This is a genomic window from Vibrio mytili (assembly GCF_049563345.1).
Taxonomy (GTDB): Bacteria; Pseudomonadota; Gammaproteobacteria; order Enterobacterales; family Vibrionaceae; genus Vibrio; species Vibrio mytili.
The window spans coordinates 1369525-1387701 of the sequence record NZ_CP110481.1 but is presented as its reverse complement, the minus strand read 5'-3'; the positions used below and the strand labels follow the sequence as shown (position 1 = coordinate 1387701).

Below are 18177 nucleotides of genomic sequence, written 5' to 3'. Positions count from 1 at the left end.
CTAGATGTTAGTTCCCTCACTTTTAAGGTAAGTAAAATGTACAAACTGATCGCCCTCGACATGGATGGTACCTTGTTAAACAGCGACAAAATCATCTCTGAAGAAAACAAACAAGCGATCGCTAAGGCTCGTGAGGCAGGCGTTACTGTTGTGCTCGCATCCGGTAGGCCTATTGAAGGTATGCAGAGCAAGTTAGAAGAGTTAAATATTGGCTCTGATAAAGATTTTGTGCTTTGTTACAACGGTTCCATTGTAAAGAACGTCGGTACTAATGAGATCATTCATCAAAACATTATTGATGGTAAGTCAGCAAAACTTGTTGCACGACATGCAAAGGAACTCGGCGCTTACGTACATGCATTTAGCCAAGAGCATGGCCTGATTACCAATGAAAATAACCCTTACACCGATATTGAGGCCAAAATAAACGGTCTCGAAGTGACTGAAATGAACTTTGAATCATTGGAAGACGATCACCCAATCATCAAAGCAATGATGGTCGCAGAACCGAGTAAACTCACCGAGGTAGTTGCTGCAGTCCCTCAAGAATTACGCGACTCCTTCACCGTCGTGCAAAGTGCCGCGTACTTTTTAGAGTTTTTAAACCCGCTCAGCAATAAAGGGATTGGCATTGCTGCTATTGCAGAGCACCTAGGAATCAAAGCTGAAGAAGTGATCAGTATGGGCGATGCAGAGAACGATCATCATATGTTGGAATTTGCGGGACTCGGTATTGCAATGGAAAATGCGATGGAAGAAACCAAACAGATCGCAGATTACATTACCGAAAGCAATGACAACCACGGCGTCGCCAAAGCCATAGAAAAATTTGTTTTAGATATTTGATAACCCATATTCCCTACCCGTTCACATAAATCACTTCGCAGATACGCAAAGCGGTGCGAGTCTACGTGCCGCTTTTGTGAAAACCCGCCCAATCGCATTTACGTAATGGAAGAACAATTAATAGCAATACAATTCGTTTATGTTTACCATATTTGTAATTAAGGTAATTAAAACAACGATTAGAGTTTCATGAACACAACTGCAATGACTCGACTCCAACAAGATTTGTTGTCCAAGCTTATCGCAAGGCTTAAAGCCGATAACGCACAAGCAGGTAGCAGCCTTAATGAGTCATCCTTAGCGCAGCAATTCGAAGTTTCGCGAACGCCGGTTCGTGCCGTTTTAAAACACCTGTGCGCGCAAGGCGTCACTAAAGCAGTTCCTTACAAGGGGTTCGTATTACAAATTGCTGCGGAACACATTAACGATTGCTACCAAAACAGTAATGAACCATCTCGTGAAGAACAATTATACTTGCAGATTCTAATAGACTTGTTTTTTGGCAAGTTGAACTCTTCATTTTCAGAGAAAGACCTGCAGCAGCGTTATAACGCTCATCGCGGTGAAGTCCAGAATGTATTACGCTTATTGGAAAACGACGCCATCTTACGCCATAGTCCAGGTTATAAATGGCAGCTTGACGGAGTTTTGAATACTCTCGATAGTCATGCGGAAAGTTATCGTTGTCGCCTACTTTTTGAACCTGCCGGTTTACTTGAGCCAACTTGGAAGCTTAACCGAAAAGGTCTAGAACGTTGCCGTGACAAGCATGTAAAGGCTATAGCAAAACCAAAATCGGTCACTGCTAACCAACTATTTAATCTCAGCGCCGAATTTCATGAACAACTAGCGGCATGTTCACGTAATCGCTTTTTCTTGAGCATTATGCAACAACATAATCGTCTGCGGAAAGCGTCCGATCTTGTCTCAATGCAACTTCAATCTTCAGTCACTACCTCTTGCCAGCGCAGGCTTGATATCATTGAATTACTCCTGAGCGGGTATAACCAACAAGCAGCAGATAAACTCACCCAGTTATTAGAAAATGATATTCGCGTGATGAAACGTACTTACAATGAAGTGATGAATGCGTCAGAGTTACAACGGCAGCAACTTCTCAACAAAATTTCCAATTTGAAGAGCTAATCAGCTCCAATCCCCTTCTCGTCTAATTAAGGCCTGTCTTTTTTGATGCTATACGCTTAATTTCCAAAACGATTTTTTAAAGTGGTAGCACTCGTAGTTTAAGGCTTCTCCCCGCTTAATTTAACAAGCTCGAACAAAAATTATAACCCCATATTGTATTTTTGCACCAAAAATACAATAATAATGATTCTTATTTGCAATTAAAAGTCAGCTTACTGCTCAAAAGACTTTGTATCAACATAGAGAAGAAAATGAACATTAAAAAAGGACGTTTAAAAGTTTCCACCGCAGCAATCGCGGTTGGCACGGTTTGCACAGTGTTTACAGCCCAAGCACAAGAATACACAACCGATGAGAAGCTCGTGGTCGTTTCTAGCCGAACCCCTAAGGCAATCAGCGATATACCAGGTACGGTTTGGTATATTGAATCTGAATTGATTGAACAGGAATATCGTGGTGGGAAATCGCTAGGTGAAATCCTAGCCTCCGCGATTCCATCTTTGGATGTGAGTAGTGGCGCGCGAACTAACTACGGGCAAAACTTACGCGGACGTAAAATGCTTGTCATGATCGACGGTGTTTCTTTGCAATCCTCTCGTCAAATTAGTCGTTACTTAGATTCTATTGATCCATTCAATATTGAGCGCATTGAAGTACTTTCAGGCGCAACATCTCTCTATGGCGCAGGTGCATCAGGTGGCGTCATTAATATCATCACCAAAAAGGCTCAAAGCGAAGACCTAGAGCTAGAAACGTTTGTCAGCGGGTCATCGGGCTTCAACTCGAACGAAGATTTTGATTATAAAATTGGTCAGTCCATTTCAGCAGGTAATGAAAAATTACAGGCGCGTGCATCTGTCGTCTATAGCGAAACGCAAGGTTACTTCGATGCCAATGGAGAACTCGTTACACCAGACATTTCACAAGGTTCATTGCAATTTAACCAAACCGTTGATGTCCTCACTACTATTGGCGTCAATATTTCAGAAACTAAAAAGCTAAACGTTTTAGCGCAATATTATGATAGCCAACAAGACTCGCCTTACGGACTTTACATTGTCGGAAGAGACTTTGTTGATGTACGAAAAGGTTTTGATTCTGATCGCGAACACGGTACAGAACGCATGATGTTCAGTGCCTCTTATATCGACGAACAATTCCTTGGTCATCAATTGATAGCTGAAGCCTCATATCGTCAGGAAGACCAAACGTACACGCCGTATTATCAATCGTCAGGCCAACAAATTACGGATGTGGTGTCATTGAAAGCTGCACTCGCGAAAAGCATTGACCGATTTAACTTCGTTTATGGTATTGATGCGTACCAAGACAAACTCGATAGCAATCAGGCACTTTATGATTCAACTACGGCTAATAATTCTGGAAATTTAATCAACAAAACCTATGCAAAAGTTGGTCGCTACCCCGGCGTTGAAGTGAGCTCTATTGCGGGATTCGTACAAGCCGACTATGCATTAACCGATGATTGGAGCCTAGAAGGTGGATTTCGATACCAATACATCACTAACGATATTGACGATTTCATTGGTTACAGCCAACAAAAACAAATTGCCGCAGGCAATGGCACTTCGGCCGATGTAGTACCAGGTGGGAAAACTGACTACAGTGTGGGCCTTTTTAATCTAGGTACGGTCTACCATCTCGATAAAGATTCACAAATCTGGGCCAACTTTTCACAGGGTTTCGATCTCGCCGATCCTGCCAAATACTATGGTCAAGGAAACTATTCATTGGTTGGCGAACACTGGACGTTGGACAAAAGCATCAACGTCGACAAGTCAAAAATGTCAGGGATAAAAACGAATAGTTTTGAACTTGGCTATCGTCTAGACACAGGAGAGTTAAATATACAAACCGCCGCATATTACTCTCAATCAGATAAATCGGTAAGCTACAACAAAACGACGCTACTTATCGATGAAATAGACGATAAAAAGCGTGTCTATGGATTGGAAGCCCTTGCCTCCTATTGGTTAGATGACAAAATACAAATAGGAGCCTCTGGCCATTACGTAGTATCGGAAGTAAAAGGCGATAACGGTTGGGAAGATTTCACAGCAGGTGAAGCAAGTACTTCAAAAGCCAAAGCTTGGGCGGGTTGGTACGATACAAATTTAGCGCTAAAAGTTCAAAGCCAAACCATGTTTGATTACGAAGATGCGGATCACAACAAACTCAATGGGTACACAGTATTTGATTTAGTGGGCTCCTACCAACTTCCTGTAGGCAGTCTCGGTTTTGGCGTCCAAAACTTGTTTGACAGAGACTACACCACTATCTGGGGGCAAAGAGCTCAAATTGTTTACTCATCTCATTATGATTCTGCCGCCTACGATTATAAAGGTCGTGGCCGCACTTACACTCTTAATTACCAAGTAACCTACTAGTTGTTAATCACGTACTTGTTAATCACGTACTTGTTAATCACGTAGTTATTAATCACGGCTTTTCTCTGAAAAGCCGTGATTTCTCGATAAGTTCGTACGTTCGCTTCGGTTCAAGTCCTACTTACAAAACGTCTCAATGTAAAGTGCTTCTACTTTATCTCTTGCCCACTGTGTTCGGCGTAAAAACTTTAGAGACGATTTAATCGAAGGGTTGTTATAGAAGCAATTTATCTGTATTTCTGCATCCAAGCCCTCCCATCCATAGTGTTCTTGTAAACGAACGAGGATTTGTTCTAAGGTCAAGCCATGCAGCGGGTTATTAGGTTGTTCAGCACTCATTGTTAACGTTTCTATCATCGGAGAGAGGCGGCTAAGTGTACCAGAGAGTGTGTTGCTTTAAATCACTTTATTATTTAACCGCAGCCCAGATTCTTCAGTTTCTGTTTACATGTTTGCTTTCTAGCGAGCAGGACAAACATAACCATTAATAGAGGATAATGAAGCGTACCAAACACCAAAGAATATAATCCGCTATACGAAAATTGGGATGCTGAATATGCATACAACTGTTCGGCTAAAATAAGCGTTAACGACAGAAAAACAACTTGCTGGACATTCAACGTTGTCGATGACTCTTTAAAGCTGAGAACTAACGCAGAAGCCGTAAGTAGTATTGCTAGCCAGTTTCCAAACACTGGTAAAGGCCAAATGAGTGAGACCACGGCCGTAATCAACGTCATCGCAAACCAGACACCTTTAGAAGTGAGCAATTGTTCCACGTCAATCTCGGAATGACTTTCCAAGCGAAGTACATGCCATGCGACTAATACACCCAGCAATGCACCAAAAAACATGTCTAGAATAAATGCATTACCAAGGAAAAATTTAGCCAATATAACCAATAAAGTGATTCCTAAAGCGATACCTACAGTCACCGCCCCTCCGACTTTACCTGCTTGTTGAAAGAAGAAGGTTAAAACACAGCTCCAAATCGCAATGGGTAAACAAGGGAAACTGAAGCCAAATTGACCGCTTAATTCAGCCATCGGTATGTACACGTTAGGGCTAGGTAAAGCAAAGCCTAACTGTGCAATAAGAGTCATTAGTGACGTAACAGAAATGGCGAAAAATAATTGATAAACGTAACGATGGCCAAAGCGCATCAGCACGAAAGGGAACAAAAGTAACAACGTTGTTGCAGAAGACAGGTTCTCGATAACACTGGCCAATTCACTCACTGTTCGTCCACTGCTTTCTGATACTGACCCCACCCAACTTTGTAAGCTCATCATCCACGATAATTCGAGTTGTCGAAACACAGGGGCAGACTCAATTAAATGACCAACAAAACGCACTGGTTGAACAGTGGCATGATCAAAATAATGGATAACAGCTCGCCACTGCTCTTTGTATCGGTAGAGAGAAGAAGGGAGCTCATTTGGCGGTAAAAGCATGGCAGACGCGATCTCTACACCGTAGTGCGGTGCAAACCAAATAGGGACTTCATTACCTCCCAGCTCATTATCCAGCTCAAACGCAATAATCTCTGAGTCTGAAGTACAATCATAAAAAATCGCAGTAGGTGTTCGCCCCACCTCATTACCGACCGTCACGACTAAACCCGTTTCCTCCCAGGTTTCTCTTTGAGCGGCTTGCTCAGGTTGTTCACCCTCTATAATGGTCCCACCGGGTAATGATATTTTATCGGTTAATATTTCATGAACGAGAACAAGTTTATCTTCAGCACGGATAACACACAGCGCTCCTTTCTGTGCGCCTTGCTCCTCCGAAGAAGACGGCTTCGAAAGAACTGTCGGTGATACAGATAACAGAGAAGAAAAGACAGTGAGAAAAAACAGCAGTCTCAGCACAGATATAACCTTTCATTGGAGTAGTTGTTACGTAATCATCTAATACTGGAAGAAACAAGCTCACTCGAACCAACCATCATACACAATCAGATTTAATGCAACTCTGACAATATTCAGACACAACGCAAATTTAGCGGGCAATTCTGCCACCAATATGAATTTTATGTCAGGAAAATACATGCATAATGCATAAAGTCTTAATTTTAAGGCAGCTAAAAGTCATATATTGCCATCAAATCGTGGATTGTCTTTATGTGCGTAACAGTTTGTTAAGATTTGAGGTCACGAAAGCGGTTTACGTAGGCAGTGGATATGAGGAGCAAACCCTTCCCTTTTGTATAGTGCGAGTGCTTGTTGATTGAAATCCCATACCTCGACAAACATTTGCTTCACACCATAGTCTGTAAAAGTTGATTCAATCTTTTCGAGTAGTGCTATTGCAACGCCTTGCTTTCTATATGCTGGCAAAACATAGAGTTCGTCAACGCTGCCCATCATAACAGGGTTACTGACCGCAGAGATGAGCTCACAAAAATGGCCTGATACAAACCCTATAATCACCTCAGCCTCTCTTGCAACGTACACTAAACATTCCGGGTTATCGATATAACGAGCGATACTTTTTTCCTGTTCAATCTCCTCCGCTGTTTTAAATAATTCTGGAGATTGGACATGATGTTCATCATGCAAATCGAACATCAGATCGTTGAGGCTTTCAAGATCTTCAAAACGCGCAGGCTTGATTAAAAATTCAGACATAAATAAGGACAACTGCCAATCATGGAATTTTGGTAGTTTGTGTCTAAAGTGGAAGGATGGCAAGCACACAAGCTTTTTATTTTATGTGGTTAATGTTGCTTCATTAGTGTGAATTTCGTTGGTGTAACTAGAAGGATTATCAAAGCCCCTGTGGTGGCGAGATTCACAGGGGCAAAAGTACGGAGCTAATCACAACAGATTCTAACGGCGTAATACCCGCTCGATTTCATTGAGACTGGTTGGGTCATCAATGGTCGAAGGTACCGTATACTTCTCACCATCGGCAATCTGACGAATGGTTCGACGGAGAATTTTACCCGATCGGGTTTTCGGTAATCGGTCTACGACCAACGCATGCTTAAAGCAAGCAACCGCACCAATCTCACTGCGTACTTTTCCGACTAACTCGCCTTCCAAGTCAAGCTCGTCTACTTTGACACCGTCTTTCAGTACCACAAAACCTAGCGGAAGCTGTCCTTTTAAATCATCGTGGATACCCACTACCGCGCACTCGGCAATGGCAGGGTGACCACCGACAATCTCCTCCATCTCGCCAGTAGATAAGCGATGCCCTGCGACGTTTATGACATCATCAATTCGTCCCATAATGAACAAATACCCGTCCTCGTCCAGATAGCCTCCATCCCCCGACACATAATAACCTGGAAACTGACTCAGATACCCCGTGTCGAATCGGTCGTGGTTGCGCCATACCGTTGGCAAACAACTCGGTGGCAAGGGACGTTTTATCGCGACAAAACCCTGCTGATTAGGACCGACTACTTCACCAAATTCATTAAGAATGTCGACTTGGTAACCAGGTATAGGCTTAGTTGATGACCCCGCTTTCACTGGCATCATTTCTATCCCCGTCGGATTACCAGAAATCGCCCAGCCTGTTTCCGTCTGCCACCAGTGGTCAATCACAGGTTTTTCAGCTTTGCTTTGGACCCACTCAAGCGTTGGAGGATCCAAGCGTTCACCAGCCATAAAAATTGTTTTCAAATTAGACAGGTCATACTGCTTTAAGCACGCACCTTCCGGATCTTCTTTCTTAATCGCACGAAACGCGGTTGGAGCGGAAAACAACACATCAACGTTGTATTCCTCACATACCCGCCAGAACGCGCCAGGATCGGGGGTCCTGACTGGTTTGCCTTCAAACAGAATCGTTGTACATCCATGAATGAGTGGAGCGTAAACGATATACGAATGCCCGACGACCCAACCAACATCCGACGCGGCCCAAAATACGCCATCTTGCGGAATATTGTAGATGGCATTCATTGAGTACTTCATCGCCACCGCATGCCCGCCATTATCACGGACCACCCCTTTCGGTTTACCCGTCGTACCTGAGGTGTAAAGAATATACAGAGGGTCTGTGGCTAAAACAGGGACACAAGCGTGTGGGAGTGCTTGGCTGTATTCTTGTTGCCAATCCAAATCTCGTTCTTGGCCAAGTTCAGCTTCACATTCAGGGCGCTGGAAGACTAAGACTTTCTCCGGCTTCCAACGGCTATCCATAATGGCTTGGTCGACCATAGGTTTGTAAGGAATGACCTTGTTAATTTCAATCCCACACGACGCTGTCATGATGACTTTTGGCTCAGCATCTTCAATCCGTACCGCGAGCTCATTGGGTGCGAAACCACCAAATACGACTGAGTGAATTGCGCCCAATCGTGCACAAGCGAGCATGGCCATCGCCGCTTCTGGGATCATCGGCATATAAATGACCACTCGGTCACCTTTTTCAACGCCTTGCAAAGACAACATACCGGCAATCTTCGCCACTTGGTCTCGTAGTTCAGCGTAGGTATACGTTTTCTTAATTCCGGTCACTGGTGAATCATAGATAAGGGCGATGCTATCACCACGACCTTGCTCACAATGGTAGTCTAGCGCCAACCAAGATGTGTTCATCACCCCGTCTGGAAACCAGCGTTCGATGCCATTTTCGTCCGCTTTCAAAATGGTCTTTGGAGACTCAAACCAATCAATGTTGTCTGCTTGAGCACGCCAAAAACTCTCTGGTTCTGTTTGCGCCCATTGGTATTCTTTTTCATATAAAGATTGCTCGTATGAAGACATATTGCTTCCTCCAGTATGTCCTGACTTTACTATCACCCTAAATAAGCGGTTATTTGCTACTTTTGGTAATACTCTCGTTTTATTCAAAGACATCGGAGGGAACACGCACAAAGCCCTCCATCAGTATTCTCGCACTTCGACTCATGATGGCTTTTTGTACCATCCAGCCGTGTTCGGTTTGCTGCGCTTTTGCGCCTACTTTTAGCGTTCCTGACGGATGACCAAAAACTACCGATTCTTTTTCTCCCCCCCCAGCAGCTAGGTTCACCAATGTCCCCGGAACACAGGCAGCTGAGGCTATCGCGACAGCAGCGGTCCCCATCATTGCATGATGAAGTTTCCCCATCGATAAAGCGCGAACCAGCACATCGATATCACCTTCGGCGACCAACTTACCACTCGACGAGACATAGTTTTTCGGTTGAGAAACAAAGGCTATTTTGGGTGTATGTTGGCGTTTTTGAGCTTCTTCAAGATCTGAAATCAACCCCATTTTTAAAGCTCCGTGCGCACGGATAGATTCAAACATGGCCAGCGCTGAATCATCGTTATTGATGTCGTCTTGCAGCTCTGTTCCCTGATACCCAAGTGAATCTGCATCAATAAAGATGGTCGGAATGCCCGCATTGATGAACGTCGCATTGAAGGTGCCCACATCCGGCACCACCAAATCATCGACCAAGTTCCCCGTTGGAAACATGCTGCCTTCGCCGTCTGCCGGGTCTACAAAATCCACTTGAATCTCCGCCGCTGGGAATGTCACGCCATCGAGTTCAAACTCTCCGGTCTCTTGCACAAAACCATTCACGATAGGCACATGTACTAAGATCGTTTTGCTGATGTTCACCTGCCACACCCGCACTGTCACGATGCCATTTTCAGGTATGCATTCTTGCGGAATCAAGCCAGCATGAATCGCGAACGGGCCGACTGCAGCAGACAAGTTGCCGCAGTTACCACTCCAGTCAACGAATGGTTTATCAATGGACACTTGTCCAAATAAGTAATCAACATCGTGACCATCACGAGAACTGCGCGATACAATCACCGTTTTACTGGTGCTTGAGGTTGCGCATCCCATGCCATCAATTTGCTTTGCATAAGGATCGGGACTGCCGATCACTCGCAATAACAGCTTGTCACGCGCTTCACCCGCCACTTGCGCCTCTTGAGGCAAATCATCGAGATTGAAAAAGACACCTTTACTCGTTCCACCACGCATATACGTCGCAGGTACTTTTATTTGACTCATCATGTTAGGAGAAATGTTTTTCATAGCGACTCCTTATTGAGCCAAAAAGTCTTGAGCAAAACGCTGCAATACACCACCCGCGTTATACACATGAACTTCGTCAGCAGTATCTAAGCGACAAGTCACAGGCACGTCGACCCTCTCTCCATTGCTGCGAGTGATTACCAAAGCCAAATCCGCGCCCGGTTTAATATCACCCACTACGTCGTAAAGTTCAGTGCCATCCAGTTCCAATGTATTGCGGTTAACATCCGGTTTGAATTGCAGTGGCAACACACCCATGCCAACCAAGTTAGTACGGTGAATACGCTCAAAGCCTTCCGCAACAATCGCTTCTACCCCAGCTAATCGAACACCTTTTGCTGCCCAGTCACGAGATGAACCCTGACCGTAATCCGCGCCAGCCACAACAATCAGTGGTTGTTTACGATTCATGTAAGTTTCAATCGCTTCCCACATGCGAACAACCTGACCTTCTGGCTCAATGCGAGCAAGAGAGCCCTGCACAACTTCGCCGTTTTCTTTCACCATTTCGTTGAACAGTTTCGGGTTAGCGAAGGTCGCACGTTGCGCCGTTAAGTGGTCGCCACGGTGGGTCGCGTAAGAGTTAAAGTCCTCCTCCGGAACGCCCATTTTTGCAAGGTATTCACCTGCCGCACTGCTTGCCATGATCGCATTCGATGGTGATAGGTGGTCGGTGGTGATATTATCACCTAGAACCGCTAAAGGACGCATGCCAGACAGGGTTCTCTCACCCGCCAGCGCACCTTCCCCCTCTTTTTGCCAATACGGAGGACGGCGGATATACGTACTCATAGGGCGCCAATCATAAAGTGGATTGGTGTTTTGCGCCGCGTCACCCAGTTTAAACATCTGGATGTAAACCTGATTAAACTGCTCTGGCTTAACGTGCTTGCCAACAACCGCATCGATCTCTTCATCGCTTGGCCACAAATCATTTAGATGAATTGGATTACCGTTTTGATCCGTACCAAGTGCATCACGCTCTATATCAAAACGAATCGTGCCAGCTAACGCATACGCGACCACCAGCGGTGGTGACGCGAGGAAAGCTTGCTTCGCATATGGGTGGATTCGGCCATCAAAGTTACGGTTACCAGAAAGCACGGCTGTCGCGTACAAATCGCGATCGATTATCTCTTGTTGAATTTTTGGATCCAATGCGCCACTCATACCGTTACAGGTTGTACATGCATAACCGACTATGCCAAATCCAAGCTTCTCGAGTTCCGGTAGTAAGCCGGCTTCTTCTAGGTACAAACGCGCAACCTTAGAACCCGGCGCAAACGACGATTTCACCCACGGTTTACGAACAAGGCCGAGCTCATTCGCCTTCTTCGCCAACAGTCCCGCCGCTACCACGTTTCTTGGGTTGCTGGTGTTCGTACAAGACGTAATGGCAGCGATGATCACTGCACCATCTGGCAGTTCGCCCTCTTTATCTTCCCACGCGCCAGAAATACCACGTTGAGCGAGCTCTGCAGTTGGAAGACGGCGGTGAGGGTTTGAAGGACCAGCCATGTTACGGCTTACTGAAGACAAATCGAATTCAAGGACCCGCTCATATTCAGCAGTGACCATATCATCTGCCCAAAGACCTGTTTGTTTCGCGTATTTCTCGACTAGATCGACTTGCTGCTCATCACGGCCTGTCAGTTTCAGATAAGTGATGGTCTGTTCATCAATGTAGAACATCCCTGCTGATGCACCGTATTCAGGTGTCATATTAGAGATGGTTGCGCGGTCACCGATGGTCAGGTCTCGCGCCCCTTCACCAAAGAACTCAAGGTAACAAGAGACCACGCGCGCATTGCGAAGAAACTCAGTAATCGCAAGAACAATGTCTGTCGCGGTAATGCCCGGCTGGCGTTTACCCGTTAGTTTGACACCCACAATATCAGGCAGGCGCATCATTGATGGACGACCCAGCATAACAGTCTCGGCTTCTAAACCACCAACCCCAACCGCGATGACCCCTAACGCATCAACATGAGGAGTGTGACTGTCCGTACCTACACACGTATCTGGGTAAGCAATACCCTGCTTCGCTTGTACCACTGGCGACATTTTTTCCAAATTGATTTGGTGCATGATACCGTTACCAGCAGGAATAACGCTGACGTTTTCAAATGCCGTTTTACACCACTCAATAAAATGAAAGCGGTCTTCATTGCGACGCTCCTCTATTACGCGGTTTTTCTCGAATGCATCAGGATCAAAACCAGCGTGTTCAACCGCAAGAGAGTGGTCAACAATCAGCTGAGTTTCTACCACCGGATTGACCTTTGAAGGATCACCGCCCTGCTCTGCAATCGCATCACGTAAACCAGCTAAATCAACCAGTGCCGTTTGCCCGAGGATGTCGTGACAAACAACACGAGCTGGATACCAAGGAAAATCAAGATCGCGTTTACGCTCAATAAGTTGTTTAAGGCTGTCTTCTAATACGCTGGGATCACAGCGGCGTACCAGTTGCTCGGCAAGAACGCGTGAGGTATAAGGGAGCGTTTCATAAGCTCCAGGAGAAATAGTATTTACGGCTTCGCGGGCATCAAAGTAATCAAGTTGAGTCCCCGGAAGCGACTTACGATATTGGGTATTAATGGTTGTGCTCATGGTTTGCTTCCATTCAATCTGTACATCTTGGCCTTCTCCCCATCACTCTAGAAACATCACTTTCGACAAGCAGTTTGGAGAACTTTTTTAAGATGTCGTTATTCTAATAACGTGAGTGATGAGAAAGAGCCTTCTCTTACGCGGAGAGAATAGAACGTAAGAGAAGGCGTTACGCGCTAGCGATTCTCAATCGGTACCCACTCTTGATGGTCTGGCCCCGTGTAGTCCGCGCTCGGACGAATAATTCGGTTATTCGCGCGCTGCTCATAAACGTGTGCAGCCCACCCTGTAAGACGACTCATCACGAAAATTGGTGTGAACAATTTGGTTGGGATGTCCATAAAGTGGTACGCCGATGCATGAAAGAAGTCAGCATTACAAAACAGACCTTTCTCACGCTTCATGACCGATTCCACGCGCTCAGACACCGCGTAAAGATGCGTGTCACCGACGTGCTTCGACAACTCTTCAGACCAACGTTTGATCAAAGCGTTACGTGGGTCGCTTTCGCGATAAATCGCGTGCCCAAAGCCCATGATCTTGTCTTTATTTGCCAACATTTTCATGATGTTTGCTTCTGCTTCATCTGGCGTCAGCCAATCTTCAATCATCTCCATCGCGGCTTCGTTTGCCCCGCCATGAAGAGGACCACGGAGCGTTCCGATAGCCGCGGTAATGCAGGAATGGATGTCTGACAACGTTGAAGCACAAACGCGTGCTGCGAAGGTTGACGCATTAAACTCATGTTCGGCATACAGAATCAATGAGCAATGCATCACCTGCTTATGTAAATCACTCGGCGCTTTATCCGTCAGCAGTCTCAAGAAATAACCACCAATGCAGTCTTCGGTCTGATCTTCGGTGTCAACCCTCACGCCATCATGGCTGAAACGGTACCAGTAACAAATAATGGCAGGAAATAGCGCCAGCATACGTTCCGTTGCTTGCAGTTGCTCATCAAAGCTCAGTTCCTGTTCTAGGTTACCTAACACAGAACAACCCGTACGCATCACGTCCATCGGGTGCGCAGTAGCAGGAATCAGTTCTAAAGCTTGTTTCAACTGAGTGGGTAAGCCCCGAAGGCTCAATAGATGTGTCTTATAAGCATCTAGCTCTTGTTGATTCGGCAAGTGACCGCGTAACAGAAGATGGGCAACTTCTTCAAATTGAGCATGATTTGCAAGGTCAGTGATATCGTAACCACGATATGTAAGACCCGTTCCCGTTTTACCGACAGTACATAAAGCTGTGCTTCCAGCGCTTTGACCGCGCAGGCCTGCGCCACCTATTTCTGCTTTCTTATCTACAGATTGAGGCATGTTCAACTCCTTTTGGGTCTGGCTTTGTTCTCTTGTGGAACGTTAGTTATTAACCAGACGGCTTTCACGTTATTGGATTGATATTCGTATGACTAAAATTTGTTCTTGGGCTTCCGACTATTTTGTTGTGCCGCCTATTTCCCCTCAGAGAATAGTTGGTCTAGTTTGTCTTCGTAATCGTGATAGTTCAGATGCTGATACAGTTCTTTACGCGTTTGCATTGAATCCACCAATGCTTCCTGATTACCCACGTCTAAAAGGTGTTTGTATACTGTCTCTGCAGCTTTGTTCATGGCACGAAACGCGCTGAGTGGGTACAACACCATGTCCACTTTTGCCTTTGCTAACTCATCACAGCCATACAGTGGTGTTGCTCCGAATTCAGTGATGTTTGCCAAAATAGGAACGTGCTTGCCCGTTGCTTGCTCCAAAGCGTTAGAGAATTGTAGATATTGATCTAGCTTGGTCATCGCCTCTGGGAAGATCATATCCGCCCCCGCTTCCACGCAAGCAATCGCGCGTTCAATGGCGTTGTCCATGCCTTCTACTGCAAGTGCATCAGTACGCGCCATAATGACAAAGCTCTCATCGTTGCGTGCATCAACTGCAGCTTTCACGCGATCAACCATCTCTTGCTGGCTAACAATGGCTTTGTTCGGACGGTGACCACAGCGTTTTTGTGCCACTTGATCTTCCATATGAACGGCTGCTGCACCCGCTTTTTCCATCGATTTAATCGTGCGCGCAATATTGAATGCACCACCAAACCCAGTATCAATGTCCACTAATAACGGTAAATCACACGCGTTAGTAATACGGTCAACGTCAACCAGAACGTCATTTAATGTTGTGATACCTAAATCTGGCAAACCATAAGAGGCATTCGCAATGCCACCACCCGACAAGTAAATCGCATGGTGGCCTAAATTTTTCGCCATCATTGCGCAATAAGGGTTAATTGTGCCGACTATTTGTAGCGGATTGTTTTGTTCAATAGCGAGTCTGAATTTCGCTCCCGGTGTTAAGCTCATGACGAATTCCTTCTAGTCTTTATCTATACTTTCATTTTCTGTATGAATAATTTGCGATTGAATGAGTTTTCGACTTCCAGATATGTGGCGCCTCATCAACATTTCGGCTAATTCTTCATCACGGTTACGAATCGCTTCCAAGATAAACTTGTGTTCATGAAGCGCTTCATTAGGACGAGATTGTGCGCGCGGTGACTGGTAGCGGTACATACGCAACAAGTGATACAACTCATCACAAAGAAGCGTGATTAACTTGCTATTTCGGCTTGCTTGAATAATCCGATAGTGAAAGTCAAAGTCACCATGCTGGTGGAAGTATGAGGCACCCTCAACTTGGTCAATATGCTTTGAATGTGTCGACAATAGCATCTCCAAACTCAATAGCTCTTCTTGTGTAATATGACGCGCTGCAAGTCTCGCCGCCATTCCCTCCAACGCTTCGCGAACGGCATAAAGCTCAATCAACTTTTCTGGTGAAAACGTAATTACGCGTGCGCCAACATGCGGAATACGTTCAATTAACCCAAGCCCTTCCAAACGCATGATCGCTTCACGCAAAGGCCCTCGACTGACCTGATATTTCCTTGCAAGCTCTGGCTCAGAGATTTTACTTCCCGGCTCAACGTCCCCATTAACGATTGCCTCGATGAGAGACTCCGTCAGCGTTTCTGACTTAGTATGCTCTTTCTCGGATGCGATCGCTTTATATCGGGTTTTCAACTCAGTGTTCATATACAACCACTCGTGTTAACGACACCAAAATGTCTACATTTTCTTAATCTGTATATAAAGTAAACCATCAAAGTGTCGACAATCAAGTTAATTGTCGACAATCTAGACTAAGGTCTTAGTCTTAAGCGGGGAAAATTAAAATTTTAGAGGTTTAATGAAGGGGGAACTTATAAAAATAAACAAATTGTCGACAACTAAAAGATTTATACTGATTTGAAAATAAAGGAAATCCAACTTGTTGCCGAGCCATAAAACCGCAACCAGCTATTCTTTGGGTGCAAATTGCTCGAAGACCTCTTGCGCGGTCATCTTTTTCGAGTGTGGATTGAGATCGTAATAATCCGGCTTTTCATCGGTAAAAATTTCTAGCGTCAATTTGAAATCTGGATTATCAAACAGGCCAGCCGAGAGTATGTATTCGTTGGTTGGTAGGAGATGATAAAACAGATTGGTACCGCATTCGCCACAAAAACCTCGAACCGCCCACTCTGACGACTGATAACGTTTAGGTTCTGCACCTTTAAAAGTGACATCTGGGCCACAGTGCACCGCATGAAGCGCCCCGCTCGACCATTTTCGACACATTGAACAGTGACATAGGCTCACCTCATTTTTTGGTTCTGCTACCACTTCTATTGCGCCGCACAGACATGTTCCTTTCATTTAGCTCTCCTTATCAAGTTGGTACTCGCAACATTATGACCTAATGTTCGGCATACCTGCGTGACCAACCGCCAGTTTTTCGCTGTGAACTTTATGAACAGAATTACCGTTATAACCAATATTCTCTTTATCTCCCTTTTACAGACACATCATTAACAGTTCATTAACCTTTCAACAAAGTTCAGCTTTACAACTGAAACAATAGTAATACTCATCAAAACAAAAAGACCCACCCACAGAATAGGGTCACACTAAAGAAGGAACGTGAACATGTTAAAGGTATTCAAACCAACGCTCGCCGCGTCAATCATCGCAGCTACATTTTCATTCAACACTTTTGCTGCGGATGTAGAAAAAATGCATTTCCTTATTCCTGGTGGTGCGGGTGGCGGCTGGGATATGACCGCTCGTGGAACTGGCGATGTCTTAGTGAAAGCAGATATTGTTGACACGGTCTCCTTCCAAAACCTCTCTGGCGGCGGTGGCGGTAAAGCGATAGCTCACCTAATTGAAACTGCTGATCGCCAAGAAGACACACTGATGGTCAACTCGACCCCCATTGTTGTTCGCTCCCTTACGGGCATCTTCCCACAATCATTTCGCGATCTAACACCAGTTGCTGCAACAATTGCCGACTACGGTGCAATCGTGGCTTCAGCCGATTCTCCATACAACACATGGGAAGATGTAGTAAAAGCCTTTAAAGCCAATCCTCGCGACGTAAAAATAGCGGGCGGCTCAGCGCGCGGTTCAATGGACCATCTCGTTGTTGCAGCGGCATTTAAAGGCGAAGGCTTTGATGCACGTAAAGTCCGTTACATCGCATACGATGCTGGTGGTAAAGCGATGGCGGCCCTGCTCTCTGGCGAAACTCAACTGCTATCAACAGGCTTGGGTGAAGTACTGGAAATGTCCAAATCTGGACAAGTCAAAGTACTGGCCGTCACAGCACCAAAACGCCTAGATGCGGCTCCAAATATTCCAACACTCACCGAATATGGTAATGAAACCGTCTTTGCAAACTGGCGTGGATTTTTTGCCGCTCCTGGTGTCAGCCAAGAAAAGATTGATGAGTGGAATAGCGCTTTCACTAAGATGTATAACACTGACGAGTGGCAAGTTGTTCGTGACCGAAATGGATGGATCGACAACTACAAGGCAGATAAAGAGTTCTTTGCTTTCCTTGAAGATCAAGAGCAGCAAATGGGCGATCTAATGCGTGAATTAGGTTTTCTGAAGTAACCCTTAGGGGCGAGTCCGTTCGCCCCTATGTGTTCTGCACTTAAAGTTTCACCGTATATGGGCATTGTCGGCATTCGGCATACAAACTCCTTTGTTTATATACCCAAACAACCTCGAGAAGCATGGTTGGGCAAGATTGCTCTGAAACCAGCATCTGGAAGTCATTTGGATATTATT

14 protein-coding genes are annotated in these 18177 nt (G+C 45.3%); 4 read left to right on the top strand and 10 right to left on the bottom strand.

Annotated elements, in window-relative coordinates; translation table 11 throughout:
• The first annotated feature begins 36 nt into the window (after positions 1–36).
• The 3 genes from ONE56_RS06460 (at position 37) to ONE56_RS06450 (ending at position 4400) form a co-directional block, all read left to right on the top strand.
• Positions 37–846, top strand: coding sequence for a Cof-type HAD-IIB family hydrolase (locus tag ONE56_RS06460; RefSeq protein WP_331439140.1), 810 nt, complete (start codon positions 37–39; stop codon positions 844–846).
• Positions 847–1035: 189 nt separating this feature from the next.
• Positions 1036–1992: a GntR family transcriptional regulator gene (locus ONE56_RS06455; RefSeq protein ID WP_041154943.1), complete on the top strand. Its 957-nt coding sequence runs from the start codon at positions 1036–1038 to the stop codon at positions 1990–1992.
• A 251-nt stretch (positions 1993–2243) separates the two neighbouring features.
• Positions 2244–4400 (top strand): TonB-dependent receptor, encoded by a 2157-nt coding sequence (locus ONE56_RS06450; RefSeq protein ID WP_423840446.1) that lies wholly within the window; start codon positions 2244–2246, stop codon positions 4398–4400.
• Positions 4401–4517: 117 nt separating this feature from the next.
• Here the strand turns inward: ONE56_RS06450 and ONE56_RS06445 are convergent, their stop codons facing one another.
• From ONE56_RS06445 to ONE56_RS06400, 10 genes are all read right to left on the bottom strand, one after another.
• Complete coding sequence (locus ONE56_RS06445) at positions 4518–4739, bottom strand: VF530 family DNA-binding protein (RefSeq protein WP_041157014.1); 222 nt, start codon at positions 4737–4739, stop codon at positions 4518–4520.
• 74 nt (positions 4740–4813) lie between these two features.
• Positions 4814–6271 carry an NUDIX hydrolase gene (locus ONE56_RS06440; protein WP_041157015.1) on the bottom strand — a complete coding sequence of 486 codons (1458 nt, stop codon included), beginning with the start codon at positions 6269–6271 and terminating at the stop codon, positions 4814–4816.
• A 282-nt stretch (positions 6272–6553) separates the two neighbouring features.
• The gene (locus tag ONE56_RS06435) at positions 6554–7030 is read right to left on the bottom strand and encodes an N-acetyltransferase family protein (RefSeq protein WP_423840445.1); all 477 of its coding nucleotides are present in this window, start codon (positions 7028–7030) and stop codon (positions 6554–6556) included.
• A gap of 201 nt (positions 7031–7231) precedes the next feature.
• Positions 7232–9124 carry a propionyl-CoA synthetase gene (locus ONE56_RS06430; RefSeq protein ID WP_423840444.1) on the bottom strand — a complete coding sequence of 631 codons (1893 nt, stop codon included), beginning with the start codon at positions 9122–9124 and terminating at the stop codon, positions 7232–7234.
• 79 nt (positions 9125–9203) lie between these two features.
• Positions 9204–10400, bottom strand: a complete 1197-nt coding sequence (prpF, locus tag ONE56_RS06425; protein ID WP_423840443.1) for a 2-methylaconitate cis-trans isomerase PrpF — start codon at positions 10398–10400, stop codon at positions 9204–9206.
• A gap of 9 nt (positions 10401–10409) precedes the next feature.
• A complete protein-coding gene (gene acnD, locus ONE56_RS06420; protein WP_423840442.1) occupies positions 10410–13013 on the bottom strand; it encodes a Fe/S-dependent 2-methylisocitrate dehydratase AcnD in 2604 nt (867 codons plus the stop codon).
• A 176-nt stretch (positions 13014–13189) separates the two neighbouring features.
• The gene (gene prpC / locus ONE56_RS06415; RefSeq protein WP_331439147.1) at positions 13190–14332 is read right to left on the bottom strand and encodes a bifunctional 2-methylcitrate synthase/citrate synthase; all 1143 of its coding nucleotides are present in this window, start codon (positions 14330–14332) and stop codon (positions 13190–13192) included.
• Positions 14333–14466: 134 nt separating this feature from the next.
• Entirely contained in the window at positions 14467–15363 is an 897-nt protein-coding gene (gene prpB / locus ONE56_RS06410) for a methylisocitrate lyase (protein WP_423840441.1), read from the bottom strand.
• A gap of 12 nt (positions 15364–15375) precedes the next feature.
• Complete coding sequence (locus tag ONE56_RS06405) at positions 15376–16095, bottom strand: GntR family transcriptional regulator (protein ID WP_331439149.1); 720 nt, start codon at positions 16093–16095, stop codon at positions 15376–15378.
• Between the two features lie 264 nt (positions 16096–16359).
• Complete coding sequence (locus ONE56_RS06400; protein WP_041157021.1) at positions 16360–16758, bottom strand: GFA family protein; 399 nt, start codon at positions 16756–16758, stop codon at positions 16360–16362.
• A 270-nt stretch (positions 16759–17028) separates the two neighbouring features.
• Between ONE56_RS06400 and ONE56_RS06395 the strand changes: the two genes are divergently transcribed.
• Entirely contained in the window at positions 17029–18000 is a 972-nt protein-coding gene (locus tag ONE56_RS06395) for a tripartite tricarboxylate transporter substrate binding protein (protein WP_041157022.1), read from the top strand.
• Positions 18001–18177 lie beyond the last annotated feature (177 nt).